The sequence below is a fragment of the Synechococcus sp. BO 8801 genome (genome assembly GCF_002252675.1).
Taxonomy (GTDB): domain Bacteria; phylum Cyanobacteriota; class Cyanobacteriia; order PCC-6307; family Cyanobiaceae; genus Cyanobium.
The window spans coordinates 87,346-99,487 of record NZ_NQKY01000010.1 but is presented as its reverse complement, the minus strand read 5'-3'; the positions used below and the strand labels follow the sequence as shown (position 1 = coordinate 99,487).

The 12,142-nt window shown below is 71.8% G+C and carries 12 protein-coding genes; 2 read left to right on the top strand and 10 right to left on the bottom strand.

Annotated features, from left to right (window positions below):
* Window positions 1–563, bottom strand: a 563-nt coding sequence (locus CJZ86_RS09585; protein ID WP_286145712.1) for a Clp protease N-terminal domain-containing protein, incomplete at its 3' end; no start/stop codon positions are given.
* On the bottom strand, window positions 553–954 hold the full coding sequence (gene gloA, locus CJZ86_RS09580) for a lactoylglutathione lyase (protein WP_094585726.1): 402 nt from the start codon (window positions 952–954) through the stop codon (window positions 553–555). The genes CJZ86_RS09585 and gloA, both read right to left, overlap by 11 nt.
* Window positions 955–1,054: 100 nt before the next feature.
* Here gloA and eno point away from each other — a divergent pair, with 100 nt between their 5' ends.
* Complete coding sequence (gene eno, locus CJZ86_RS09575) at window positions 1,055–2,350, top strand: phosphopyruvate hydratase (protein ID WP_094585725.1); 1,296 nt, start codon at window positions 1,055–1,057, stop codon at window positions 2,348–2,350.
* Window positions 2,351–2,368: 18 nt separating this feature from the next.
* On the opposite strand, the gene CJZ86_RS09570 is transcribed toward eno, so the two are convergent.
* The 7 genes from CJZ86_RS09570 to CJZ86_RS09540 all read right to left on the bottom strand — a co-directional run bounded on the left by CJZ86_RS09570 (window position 2,369) and on the right by CJZ86_RS09540 (window position 9,843).
* Window positions 2,369–4,066 (bottom strand): ABC1 kinase family protein, encoded by a 1,698-nt coding sequence (locus CJZ86_RS09570; RefSeq protein ID WP_094585724.1) that lies wholly within the window; start codon window positions 4,064–4,066, stop codon window positions 2,369–2,371.
* On the bottom strand, window positions 4,066–4,407 hold the full coding sequence (locus CJZ86_RS09565) for a hypothetical protein (RefSeq protein ID WP_094585723.1): 342 nt from the start codon (window positions 4,405–4,407) through the stop codon (window positions 4,066–4,068). The genes CJZ86_RS09570 and CJZ86_RS09565 overlap by 1 nt, the downstream gene beginning before the upstream one ends.
* A 34-nt stretch (window positions 4,408–4,441) precedes the next feature.
* Complete coding sequence (locus CJZ86_RS09560; protein WP_094585722.1) at window positions 4,442–5,023, bottom strand: hypothetical protein; 582 nt, start codon at window positions 5,021–5,023, stop codon at window positions 4,442–4,444.
* A gap of 43 nt (window positions 5,024–5,066) precedes the next feature.
* Window positions 5,067–5,507 carry a type II toxin-antitoxin system VapC family toxin gene (locus CJZ86_RS09555; protein WP_198960111.1) on the bottom strand — a complete coding sequence of 147 codons (441 nt, stop codon included), beginning with the start codon at window positions 5,505–5,507 and terminating at the stop codon, window positions 5,067–5,069.
* Window positions 5,504–5,746: a type II toxin-antitoxin system Phd/YefM family antitoxin gene (locus CJZ86_RS09550; protein WP_094585721.1), complete on the bottom strand. Its 243-nt coding sequence runs from the start codon at window positions 5,744–5,746 to the stop codon at window positions 5,504–5,506. The genes CJZ86_RS09555 and CJZ86_RS09550 overlap by 4 nt, the downstream gene beginning before the upstream one ends.
* 142 nt (window positions 5,747–5,888) lie before the next feature.
* Window positions 5,889–7,124, bottom strand: a complete 1,236-nt coding sequence (gene argJ / locus CJZ86_RS09545) for a bifunctional glutamate N-acetyltransferase/amino-acid acetyltransferase ArgJ (RefSeq protein WP_094585720.1) — start codon at window positions 7,122–7,124, stop codon at window positions 5,889–5,891.
* A gap of 4 nt (window positions 7,125–7,128) precedes the next feature.
* Window positions 7,129–9,843, bottom strand: coding sequence for a cyclic nucleotide-binding domain-containing protein (locus CJZ86_RS09540; RefSeq protein ID WP_094585719.1), 2,715 nt, complete (start codon window positions 9,841–9,843; stop codon window positions 7,129–7,131).
* Between the two features lie 131 nt (window positions 9,844–9,974).
* Here CJZ86_RS09540 and coaE point away from each other — a divergent pair, with 131 nt between their 5' ends.
* On the top strand, window positions 9,975–10,595 hold the full coding sequence (gene coaE / locus CJZ86_RS09535) for a dephospho-CoA kinase (protein WP_094585718.1): 621 nt from the start codon (window positions 9,975–9,977) through the stop codon (window positions 10,593–10,595).
* Here the strand turns inward: coaE and gatB are convergent.
* The gene (gene gatB / locus CJZ86_RS09530) at window positions 10,573–12,054 is read right to left on the bottom strand and encodes an Asp-tRNA(Asn)/Glu-tRNA(Gln) amidotransferase subunit GatB (protein ID WP_094585717.1); all 1,482 of its coding nucleotides are present in this window, start codon (window positions 12,052–12,054) and stop codon (window positions 10,573–10,575) included. The two genes, coaE and gatB, sit on opposite strands and share 23 nt — an antisense overlap.
* Window positions 12,055–12,142 lie beyond the last annotated feature (88 nt).

Sequence of the window (12,142 nt, the reverse complement as noted above, 5' to 3'; positions counted from 1 at the left end):
GGCGGCGGGGCCGGGGCCGGTGGGGCCGCGACCGGGGCCGCCGGTGGTGCGGGGGCGACCGAGGGCACGGCAGACCCGGCTGGCAGGGGTCGCCACTGGCGCAGCAGCAGGTCCTCGCTCAACCCCTCCTCCGCCAGCAGGGAGGCCCCGATCCGGGGCTCCGCCAGCAGGGCCAGCAGCAGGTGGGGCACATCCAGCAGGCGCGATCCCCAGGCGGCGCGGCGGCGATCGGCCTCCTCCAGCAGGTCCTCGAGGGCATCGCCGATGTACAGGGTGCCGCCGCCGCCATCCGGCTGTTCGGCGCAGAAGGCTTCGAGCCGGTCCAGCAGCCGGTCCTCGTCGAGGGGCAGGGGGTCCACCCAGGTGGCGAAGCGCCGGTTCAGCAGCAGGGTGAGCAGCAGGTGCTCCACGTCCATGGCGCCGTGGCGCCAGCGCCGGGCCTGCTCCTGGGAGGCGATCAGCAGATCCCAGGCGGCGTCGCTGAAACGGTCGGGATCGCCGGTGAGGCTGGCCGCAGCGCCCCCAGTTCCCCGGTCGTCACGCAGGCGGGAATCAGTGCGCATCGGACCGTGACGACGTCTGGATCAGTTCCACCTTGTAGCCATCCGGATCCTCCACGAAGGCGAGCACGGTGGTGCCGTGCTGCTTCGGACCGGGCTCCCGCACCACCCGCCCGCCCTTGGCGGCGATCGCTGCGCAGGTGGCGTAGATGTCATCCACGCCGATGGCCAGATGGCCGAAACCGGTCCCGAGCTCGTAGGCCTCGGTGCCCCAGTTGTGGGTGAGCTCCAGCACGGTGGTGTCCGTCTCGTCGCCGTAGCCGACAAAGGCCAGGGTGTACTCGCCACCGGGATAGTCCTTGCGGCGCAGCAGCTTCATGCCCAGCACCTCGGTGTAAAAGCGCAGGGAGCGCTCCAGATCACCCACCCGGAGCATGGTGTGGAGGAGTCGCATCGGCGGTGCACCAGCTGGGGCCATTCTGACCAGGGTGGCGCAGGGAACACAGGCGAGGGCGGAGGGTGACCCATAGGATTCGCCCACCAGCACACCGCCTGTGTACGACTCCCTCGACCTCGTCATCGACTCCATCGTTGCCCGCGAAGTGCTCGACTCGCGCGGCACCCCCACGGTCGAAGCGGAGGTGTATCTGGAGGGAGGGGCCAGCGGCCGCGCCATCGTGCCCAGCGGCGCCAGCACCGGCGCCCATGAGGCCCACGAGCTGCGGGACGGCGAGAAGGCCTACTTCGGCAAGGGCGTCAGCAAGGCGGTGGAGAACATCGAGGAGCGCATCGCCCCGGCCCTCTGCGGCCTGAGCGCCCTCGACCAGGGCGCCGTCGACGAAGCCATGAACGAACTCGACGGCAGCGACAACAAATCCGCCCTAGGCGCCAACGCCATCCTGGCCGTGAGCCTGGCCACGGCCCACGCCGCCGCCAAGGCCCTTGGCCTGCCCCTCTACCGCTACCTGGGCGGCCCGATGGCCACCCTGCTGCCGGTGCCGCTGATGAACGTCATCAACGGCGGCGCCCACGCCTCCAACAACCTGGACTTTCAGGAATTCATGCTGGTGCCCCATGGGGCCGGCAGCTTCCGCGAAGCCCTGCGCATGGGCGCCGAGGTGTTCCACACCCTCAAGGGTCTGCTCAAGGACCAGGGCCTGTCGACGGCGGTGGGCGACGAGGGCGGTTTCGCCCCCGACCTGGCCGGCAATGATGCCGCCGGTGAACTGCTGATGCAGGCGATCGAGAAAGCCGGCTACCGGCCCGGCGACCAGATCTCCCTGGCCCTCGACGTGGCCAGCACCGAGTTCTACGCCGATGGCCGTTACGCCTTCGGCGGCGGCAGCTACACCAGCGCTGAGATGGTCGACCAGCTGGCAGCCCTGGCGGCCCGCTTCCCGATCGTCTCGATCGAGGACGGCCTGGCCGAGGACGACTGGGAGGGCTGGCGCCTGCTGACCGAGCGCCTGGGGGGCACGGTGCAGCTGGTGGGCGACGACCTGTTCGTGACCAACACCACCCGCCTGCAGCAGGGCATCGAGCAGGGGATCGCCAACTCGATCCTGATCAAGGTGAACCAGATCGGCTCGCTGACCGAAACCCTCCAGGCCATCGACATGGCCACCCGCGCCGGCTACACCAGCGTGATCAGCCACCGCAGCGGCGAGACGGAGGATGTGACCATCGCCGACCTGGCCGTGGCCACCCGGGCCGGCCAGATCAAGACCGGCTCCCTCAGCCGCAGTGACCGGGTCGCCAAGTACAACCAGCTGCTGCGCATCGAGGACGAGCTGGGCAGCCAGGCGGTCTACGCCGGCGTGGAGGACCGGGGACCCCGGGGCAAGGCCTGAGGCCGCACCCGGCCCCGCTCACTCCCGCCGGGTCGGGGCCGAGACACCGGGCAGCTGATCCAGGCGGCCATCCCGCTTGAGGCGCGCCTGCATCTTCAGCCAGCCGACGGTGAGGGGCAGGGCCAGCACCACCGGCACGGCGGTGAGCACCGGGCGGCTGCTCACCGCCAGCACCGAGGCGGCGACGGCCAGGGCCCCGATCAGAACGGACTGGCCGGCGCTTTGCTGGGCCAGGGCCAGGCGCCTCAACAGGCGATCGGTTTCGCCGGCGCGGATCAGCACCTGGAGATCCCCCTGTTCGATGCGGGCCAGGCTTTCGTCCAGGCGCCGCGGGATGCCGAAGGCGCGGCTGCCCACCTCGGCCGCCTGGCGGGAGAGCTCGCTGAACAGTTCGTTGGGGCCGTTGCCGCTGGCGGTCATGAGGGGCAACAGGTAGGGACGGGCGATGGCGATGAGGCTAAAGCCCGGATCGAGGCTGCGGCCCACCCCCTCGAAGGTGGAGAGGGCCCGCATCACGAAGATCAGCTCGGGCGGCAGCCGGAACGGCTGGCCGTAGACGAGCTCGTAGAGGTCACCGGAGAGCTTGTCGATGACGTTGGCGCTGAACGGTGGCGTGAGGGCTTCGGTGAGCATCACCCGCACCAGCCGCCGCACCGGCCCCTGGTCGATGCCGGCGGCGATCAGGCCGGCCTGCTGCAACTCGTCCACCAAGGAGGCGGCATCCCGGGCCGCCGCGGCCCGCACCATCCGTCCGAGCCGGCTGCGCAGCCGCTCGGAGATCTGGCCCATCATGCCGAAGTCGTAGTAGATCAGCGCCCCGTCACTGGCGACGGCGAGGTTGCCGGGATGGGGGTCGGCGTGGAAGAAGCCGAAGCGGACCAGCTGCTGCAGATAGCTGGCCGCCCCCTTCTCGGCGACGGCCGACGGATCGATGCCGGCACTGACCAGCGCCTCACGGTCGTTGATCTTGATGCCAGGGACGTAGTCGAGGCAGAGCACCCGCCGGGAGCTCAGCTCCCAGATCACCGCCGGGATGCGGATGCCGGGGTCGTCGAGGAACTGCTGGCGGAAGCGGGCGGCGTGCTCCGCCTCGAGGCGGAAGTCCAGCTCCCGCAGCAGCACCCGCCGGCACTCCTTGGCGATGCCCACCCAGTCACGGCCGGCCCCCCAGCGGGGATGGCGCTGCACCGCGGCCGCCACCTGCTGGAGCACCTCCAGATCGAGGCGGAACAGGCGCTCCAGCCCCGGCCGCTGCACCTTGAACACCACCTGGCGGCCGCTGCGCAGGCTGGCCCGGTGCACCTGGGCCAGGCTCGCCGAGCCCAGCGGCACGATCTCCAGATCGATGATCTCCGCCCGCCGCTCGCCCAGCTCCTGCTCCAGCAGGGACTCCACGACGGGGAAGGGGAAGGCCGGCACCCGGTCCTGCAGATGGGCCAGTTCCTCCACCACGTCGGCGGGCAGCACGTCGGGGCGGGCCGAGAGCAGCTGGCCCAGCTTGATAAAGGCGGAACCGAGCTCGAGGAACTGGGCCGTGAGCCAGCGGGCCCGACGGCGCTGGCGGGCGGCCTGGGCTTGCGGGGTGCGTCCGCCCGGGTAGGTCCAGGGGCGGGCGTCCCACCAGAGGCCGGCCAGCAGCTGGAGCACGAGGCGCCAGATGCGCAGCGAACGCCAGAGGCGGGACAGCAGGATCCCGGGGGTGGAGAGGGCCGCCATCAGGCCTGCCCCGGAGACCGCGGCGGACCATCGGGGGCGGCGGGCATCTGGTCGAGGCGCCGGGAGAGTTCGGCCACCTTGGCCCGCAGTGCATCGATGCGCTCCTGGGGATCCTCGGCGGCGCCGCCTCGGGACGCGGAGACACCGGCGTCGCGGTCGTTCTCGATCCGTTCCGCTTCCATCGACACCTCCTCCCAGAACAGAGTGAGTTCCTGCTGCACCCGGGCGGGGGCCTCCTGGGCGAGGGCCGCCAGGGTGGCGGCCGCGTCGGCCAGACCGCTGCCCAGACGGGCGGCCAGGCGGTTCATGGCCGCCTGGGCGAGGGACTGCGGCGCGCTCATGACCTGACCGGAGGGTTCACCGAACTGTGGCAGATCAGGGCTGGCTTCCGGGGGCCAGTGGGGCGCTCAGCGGAGGCGGGGCGATCGGCGCGGGACCAGCGGACTCCCGCTCGCGGGCCGGGGGCGTTCGCGGCGGCGGCAGGACAGGGGCGGCCGGGAGCTCGGCCTCGGGGGCCCCGGGGGCGGCCGGCTGGTCGGACGGGGGCGTCTCGGCGCCCTCGAGCAGGCGCTGGCGCTCCTGGGCGTCCCGCTCCTCCATCTGGCGGCGACGCTCCTCGATCGCGGCCTCCTCCTGTTTCTGCTCCTGCTCCAGCTCGAGCAGATCGAGATCGCCGCGGATCTCGCGGGCGTCGCCGCCGAAGCGCTGGCGCAGGGAATCGAGCGTCGTCCCCGGGGCGGGCTGCACATCGAAGCGCTGGCGGCTGCCCCCCTCCTCCGGGCCGGCCAGGCTGAGCAGGCGCAGGCTGGCGGCGTAGCCCACGCCGAAGCAGAGCCCCACGATGGCCCACAACCGCCAGTCCCAGGCGGGGCGGCCCGTCGCCCGCTGCTTGCCGCCGGGGGGCGCGCCCCGGGGAGGGGCACCGCCGGGGGGGGAGGAGGGCCTGGCCGTGACCATCGACGTCCGCGCAATCGCTGCCATCTTGCCCGGCTGGGGCCGTTCAGGCCCCGGCGAACAGGGCGACGCCGATCGCGGCGGCGGCGCGATTCAGCCGGCGATCGAAGCTGGCGAGGGTGGCATCGAGGCGCTGGGCCAGTTCCAGGTAGCTGGCGTCGTAACTGGAGAGCCCATGGGTACGGGCCAGGGCCAGCAGGCGGGCTCCGCGATCTGGTGGCGGCCCAATGTCGGTCTGGAACGGCAGGCTGTTCAGCCGGGCCAGGAACAGATCGCTGTCGGCCTGGGGGATCACGGAACGCCGCTCCGCCACCAGCAGGGCATTGGTGACCTCCAGATGCCAGAGACCGGGAACCCACCAGGGCACGTCACCGCAGGCGTCGAGCAGGCGATTGGCCCTTTCCGCCTCGCTGGGCTGCTGCCGCTCGAACGCCCACGCCAGGGCCATCGACGCATCGATCACCAGGGTCGAGGGCGCCCCGCTCACCGTCGCCCCTCGCTCACGAAGCTGGCGACATCGGCCGCACTGACACCGCGAATCCGCGGGAACGCCCGCAGGGCCGCGACCGCCGCGCCCACGCCCTGGCCGGGATCGCTGCGGTGGGGCACCAGATCCGCCACGGGTTTTCCGCGCACGGTGATGGTGAAGCGCTCACCGTTTTCCACGGCGCGCAGGAGTCGGGAGAGCTGGGCCTTGGCCTCGAAGGCCCCGATGCTGGCGTCCATGAGCCATGAGCTGGTTCACGAACTAGTTTATTCAGCCCCGGTGGACGGCGCACTGACTTGACCCGCCACGGCCAAAAGGTACAGCGTGTTGATGGGCGCGCCTGGGGTCTGCAGATCTCCTGCGAAAGACCAGCCCCCCTCCCTACGTCGTGTAATCGGCGTTGATGCGCACGTACTGATCCGAGAGGTCACAGCCCCAGGCCAATCCGCAGCCGGGCCCCTGCCCCACCCGCAGCCGGATCGCCACCGTGTCGTCGGCCAGGTAGGCGCCGGCGGCGCGGGCCTTGAGGTAGGCGGAGGCGGCCGGACGGTCGAAGGCCAGGGGCTGGCCCGCTGCCATCAGCTGGTGTTCCCCCAGCCACAGGGCCACGGCCTGCGGATCGAAGGGCACCCCGGCCCGGCCGGCGGCGGCCACGATGCGGCCCCAGTTGGGGTCGCGGCCGTGGACGGCGCACTTCACCAGCGACGAGCCGGCCACGGTGCGGGCGATGGCGCGGGCGCCGGCGTCATCGGTGGCGCCCTCCACCCGCACCTCGATCAGGCAGGTGGCGCCTTCGCCGTCGCGGGCGATCGCCCGGGCCAGGTGCTGCGACACCGCCGTCAGGCCGGCCTCCAGTGCCTCGAAGTGCTCCGGGCCCAGGGGCTCACCGGCGGCAAAGGCCAGGTACGTGTCGTTGGTGCTGGTGTCGCCGTCCACCGTGATCGCGTTGAAGGAGCGGTCCACCGCCCGCTTCACCATGTCCTGCCAGATGTCGGCCGGCACGCCGGCATCACACGTCAGGTAGCCCAGCATCGTGGCCATGTCCGGGTGGATCATCCCAGAGCCCTTGGCCATGCCGCCGATCCGCACCCGGCGGCCGCCCAGCTGGGCCTCCAGGGCGATCGCCTTGGCCACCAGATCCGTGGTGAGGATCGCCTCGGCCGCCGCACCGCCGCCCGTGGGGCCGAGGGCGGCCACCAGGGGATCGAGGCCCGCCACGAGCACCTCCATCGGGATCGGCACGCCGATCACGCCGGTGGAGCAGATCAGCACCTCGTCGGGCGCCAGGCCCAGCCGCCCGGCCAGCTCGGCGGTGGCCCGCAGGCTGTCGGCCAGGCCGCGCTCGCCGGTGCAGGCGTTGGCCTGGCCGGAGTTGGTGAGCACCGCCCGGGCGTGGCCGCCGCCGGCCGCCAGGCGCCCGGCGCAGAGGTCGACGCAGGCGGCCCGCACCAGCGAGGTGGTGAAGGTGCCGGCGCACGCGGCGCCGAACGGGGAGAGCAGCAGGGAGAGATCCGGCTTGCCGGAGGCCTTCAGGCCGGCGGTGACGGCGGCGGCCAGGAAGCCCTCCGGGGCCGTGACGCCTCCGGGGATCGGCTGCCACGGAGAGGGAGGGGTCACGGACTCAGCGGGGGACGTTGGTGGTGCCCAGCTTGCCGTAGGAGTCCTCGAGCCTCAGGGCGAGGGTGTGCAGCAGACCGCGGTTGAACTCCGAGGACTGCTGCAGCAACTGCTCGAACTCCGAACTCTCGAACACCAGCACCGTGGCGGGTCCGTCGATGGCCCGCACCGCGGCGCGGCGGGGATGGTCCACGAGGAAGGACACCTCTCCGATCGGTTCGCCGCTGTGGATCCGGGCCATCGTCTCGAGCCCGCCGTCGCTGGCCGAGGGGCGCCGCACCTCGCAGCGGCCCTCCAGCAGGATCGCCACGGTGTCGGGGGAATCGCCGACCGAGAACAGCACCTCGCCGTTCTGCAGCTGCCGCTCCTCGCCCCAGTGCAGCATGTTGATCAAGGCCGCCGGCGACAGTCCCGCCATCAGCGGCACCTCCAGGAGCCGGCGGAGGCGCCCGCCCAGGGCGAGCCCCTCCCCGGACCGCAGCCGGTCGAGGGCCGCGCTGCTGGGCAGACCCACCCTCGGCTCCCGCCGCAGGGCCGCCGCCCGCGCCGGATCCCGCTGGTCCTGCACCCACAGGGCCCACAGGGCGGTGTCCGGATCGGGGTCCCGCCACAGTCCATCGAGCACGTCCGCCGGATCGGGGAGCGGGTCGAGGGGGGCGGGGACCCCTGCGCCTGCCGGGGCCCACCGTTCCCGGTCCTGGCGCCGCAGCTGGGTGAGCACCCCTTCGGGGACATGGGGGAGCAGCCCTTGGAAGCGCTGCACCAGGGGGTCGTCGGCGGCGAAGGGCTGCAGGGAGGGCGAGACGGTGACGAACAGGCTGACCAGTTCGCGATCGATCACCGGCAGCAGCGGCCGAAGCAGGGGCTCGCCGGCGGCGGCCTGGGCCAGGGCCTGGCGGGCCGCCAGCCTGTCGCGGACCTGCTGCAGCTGCTCCTCGGCCCGCTCGCGGGCGAAGCTGGAGGCGGGCCCGAAGGAGGCCAGCAGCTCCGACCAGCTGGCCTCATCAAGCGCGTACTCCTGGCGGATCCGCTCCAGCCGATCGCCGTGGTCACCGTCGGCCAGGGCCGTGCTCAGGTCGCCGAGGCCGGTGGTCTCGAGCAGATCCTCGATCGCTTCGGCGGCGGCCTCCTGGCGCAGGCTGCGGATCTCCCGCTGGCGATGGTCGAGCTGCAGGATCCTGGGGTCGCTGACCGAAAGCTCGCGCACGGCGGCGTGGTGGTCCTCCTCCTTGAGGTCGAGGGACTGCCGCAGCTCCTCCAGCTGAACCAGGGCGGCGGCGCGGTCGAGCCGGCCGCTGCCGAACAGGTCGGAGAGCACCTCGCGGTAGATCCCGCGCTTGGTCTGGCTGATCTGGCTGGGCAGCACCTTGGCGAGGGTGAACACCTCCCCCGGGCTGAGCTCCGCCAGGGAGCGCCCGTCCAGCAGATCGCCCATCTCCGGCACCAGCTTCTCCAGCTGCTTGCGCAGGCTGGCGCTGGTGCTCTCGCGGGTGTAGGTGGCCTTGTCGCGGGACCAGCCCCGGTAGAGCCACATGCCGCTGACGACCAGCACCAGGGAGCGGATCAGCTGCCCGCCCCTCGGACCGAGGAGGCCCAGCGAGGGATCGGCGAACCAGAAGAAGATGTTCACCGCCAGGAAGGTGGCGGCCAGGCGGGTGCGATGGCCCGCCACGGCCGTGGCCCGCTCGGCCGGCAGCCCGGCGAGGCCGGATCGCAGCCAGCGTTCCAGAGCCCCGAACAGGGCCACCGAGAGGACGCCGCCCAGCACCAGCAGGGCGGGCATGGTGAACCAGCGGGGCAGCACGGTGTCCCAGCCCCAGAACACCAGGGGCTGGGCGATCCGATCGATGGCGCGCGCGTCGTAGGCCCAGAGGCCGCTGCGCAGATAGTCGATGCCGCCGGGCCCCGCGGCGCGGATCAGCAGAAAGAAGGCCAGCACCAGGCCGGGATAGGAGGCCCAGGCCCAGGCCAGACCCTTCTTGCCGCTGAAGGTCTGCCAGTAGGCCCGCTCGGAGTCGATGTCGATGCAGGGGGCCTGGCAGGCCACGCAGGCGCTCTGCAGCTTGCCCTTCTCGCCGATGGTGCGGCACATCGACTGGGTGATGCGGGAGGTGGTCTCCAGGTGGGCGGGGCTGCCCAGCAGGCTGCGGGGGCCGGTCACCACGGCCTGCACCGGCGCCATCGGGCAGAAGTACTGGCACCAGGCCTTGCCGCCGTAGGCCCAGCCCACCGCCAGGGCCGCCGCCACCGTGAGCGCCAGGAACAGCCCCAGTCCCAGGGGGCTGCTGTTCACCACCAGCAGCCGCAGGCTGAGACCGGCGATGAACAGGCTCCACTGCAACTGCACGTGATGCTGTCCGAGCCAGGAGTCCGCCTCGATCTTCACCACGTCGCGGCGGCCGCCCTTGCCGGGGACGGTGCGCTGCCAGCGGAGAGCGCGGAACAGCTGGGAGAGGAAGGCCAGCGGGCAGATGCGGCGCCAGACCTCGTGGCTGAGCGCCACCAGGATCAGCAGACCGCTGGGCACCACCAGGCCCCAGAAGATCTGGTTGCCCTCCCGGCTGTGGCACTCCAGCAGGGGGCCGCAGCGATCCAGGTCGAACGGCCAGGGATCGACGCCGGGAAGCAACAGGCTGACGATCAGCCCCAGCCAGCCCACCAGCAGCACCCAGCGGGTGAGGCGGGCCTGTTGCTCGGACCAGGAGCTGAAGAGTTGCATCGTGCCGGCGGGGGACGGGCCAGCCGTTAGCTTGCGGCGCACCGGCGGATCTGTCCGCCGACCGAAGGGAACGCTCACGTTCCGTCGTCCCGACGGCGACGCCCCAGCCACCGCTGCCACCCAACCGTTCCATGGCACAGCGCCGCATCGGCCTCACCGGCGGCATCGCCAGCGGCAAGAGCACGGTGGGGCGCCTGCTGGCCGAGCGCGGTCTGCCGGTGCTGGATGCGGATGTCTATGCCCGCGGGGCGCTGGCGCCGGGCAGCCCAGGCGCCCGGGCCGTGGCGGAGCGCTACGGCGAGCAAGTGGTGGCAGAGGGAGCGGGTGAGCCCGGTGAGCCGCTGCCGGCCCTGGACCGGGCGGCCCTCGGCCGGATCGTGTTCAGTGATGCCGCCGAGCTCCGCTGGCTGGAGCAGCTGGTGCATCCGCTGGTGCGCCGGCGCTTCGCCGCGGAACTGGAGCGGCTGCGGGAGGCGCCGGCCGTGGTGCTGATGATCCCGCTGCTGTTCGAGGCGGGGCTGGACACGTTCTGCAGCGAGATCTGGCTGGTGGACTGCGACGAGGACCAGCAGCTCCAGCGCTTGATGGGGCGTGATCGGCTCAGCGCTGACGACGCCCGCGCCCGGCTGGCGGCCCAGTGGCCCCTGGCGCGCAAGCGGGCCCTGGCCACGGTGGTGCTCGACAACCGCGGCGGGCCCGACGCCCTGGCGCCGCAGGTGGAGACGGCGCTCAGCCCTTCAGCTGCTCGCTGAGGATCCGGTTGGCCAGCTTGGGGTCGGCGCGGCCGCCGGTGCGCTTCATCAGCTGCCCGACGAAGAAGCCCTGCAGCTTGGTCTTGCCGCCGCGGAAGGCCTCCACCTCCTCCGGGTGGGCGGCCAGCAGCTCCGCCACGATGGCGGAGATCGCCGCCGGGTCGGAAATCATGCCCAGGCCGCGGGACTCGACGATCGCCGCCACCGAGCCGCCCTTCTCGAGCAGTTCGGGCAGCAGGTCCTTGGCGATCTTGCCGCTGATGGTGCCGTTCTCGATCAGCTGCACCATCTCGGCCAGCTGCTCGGGTTTCAGCGGCAGCTCGGCGATCGACAGCCGGTTGGCGTTCACGTGGGCGGCGATGTCGCCGGTGACCCAGTTGGCCACGGCCTTGGGGTCGCCCCCGGCCGCCACCGCCGCCTCGAAGTACTCGGCCATCGAACGCTCATCGGTGAGCACCCGGGCGTCGTAGATCGAGAGGCCCAGGCTTTCGGCATAGCGGTGGCGCTTGGCCGCCGGCAGTTCGGGCAGCTCCGCCAGCCAGCTTTCGCGCTGCTCCGGGCTCACCTCGATCGGCCCCAGATCGGGATCGGGGAAGTAGCGGTAGTCGCTGGCCCCCTCCTTGCTGCGCATGCTCTTGGTGAGCTGCTTGGCCTCATCCCAGAGGCGCGTCTCCTGCACCACCGGCTCACCGGATTCGTAGGCCTTGATCTGGCGGGCGATCTCGAAATCGATGGCCTTCTGGATCGCCGAGAAGGAGTTCATGTTCTTGATCTCCACCTTCACGCCGAAGGGGGCATCGGGGCCGCGGCGCACGGAGATGTTGACGTCGCAGCGCAGGGAGCCCTCCTGCATGTTGCCGTCGCTGACGCCCAGGTAGCGCATGATGCGGCGGATCTCCGAGGCGTACTCGGCCGCCTCCCGGCCCGTGCGCAGGTCCGGCTTGGAGACGATCTCAGCCAGGGCGACGCCGGCCCGGTTGTAATCCACCAGCGAGTGGGTGGAGCCGGCCAGGCGGTCGCTGCCGGCGTGGACGAGCTTGCCGGCGTCCTCCTCCATGTGCAGCCGCTCGATGCCCACCTTCTTCAGGTAGGTCTCCTTGCCCTTCTCGGCCACCTCCACCTCGATCCAGCCGTTCTCGGCGATCGGCTGGTCGTACTGGGAGATCTGGTAGTTCTTGGGCAGGTCGGGATAGAAGTACTGCTTGCGGTCGAACTTGCTGTGCTCCGCCACCTGCAGGTTGAGGGCCAGGGACGCCTTGACCGCGTACTCGAGCACCTTCTGGTTGAGCACCGGCAGGGTGCCGGGCAGGCCGCACACCACCGGGTCGATGTGGGTGTTGGGATCGTCGCCGAAGCTGGTGGAGGCGGCGGTGAAGATCTTGCTGGCGGTGCCCAGCTGCACGTGGGTCTCCAGGCCGATGACGGCCTCCCAGGCCCCCTGTTCCTTTGCTTCAGCCATGGTCGCGAGTCCTGCCGGCGCTGTCGGCCCCCCGCGCTCGGCCGGAGGCACTGGGGGCGATCCTAGGCAGCGGCAGGCGGCCGCTTGA

What these genes read in the sequence shown, in the direction of transcription:
- CJZ86_RS09550 (WP_094585721.1), bottom strand. Translation starts at nt 5,746, where the DNA reads ATGGACGCCAGCATCGGGGCCTTCGAGGCCAAGGCCCAGCTCTCCCGA.
- CJZ86_RS09540 (WP_094585719.1), bottom strand. Translation starts at nt 9,843, where the DNA reads ATGCAACTCTTCAGCTCCTGGTCCGAGCAACAGGCCCGCCTCACCCGC.
- coaE (WP_094585718.1), top strand. Translation starts at nt 9,975, where the DNA reads ATGGCACAGCGCCGCATCGGCCTCACCGGCGGCATCGCCAGCGGCAAG.
- gatB (WP_094585717.1), bottom strand. Translation starts at nt 12,054, where the DNA reads ATGGCTGAAGCAAAGGAACAGGGGGCCTGGGAGGCCGTCATCGGCCTG.
- CJZ86_RS09565 (WP_094585723.1), bottom strand. Translation starts at nt 4,407, where the DNA reads ATGAGCGCGCCGCAGTCCCTCGCCCAGGCGGCCATGAACCGCCTGGCC.
- CJZ86_RS09570 (WP_094585724.1), bottom strand. Translation starts at nt 4,066, where the DNA reads ATGGCGGCCCTCTCCACCCCCGGGATCCTGCTGTCCCGCCTCTGGCGT.
- gloA (WP_094585726.1), bottom strand. Translation starts at nt 954, where the DNA reads ATGCGACTCCTCCACACCATGCTCCGGGTGGGTGATCTGGAGCGCTCC.
- CJZ86_RS09560 (WP_094585722.1), bottom strand. Translation starts at nt 5,023, where the DNA reads ATGGTCACGGCCAGGCCCTCCTCCCCCCCCGGCGGTGCCCCTCCCCGG.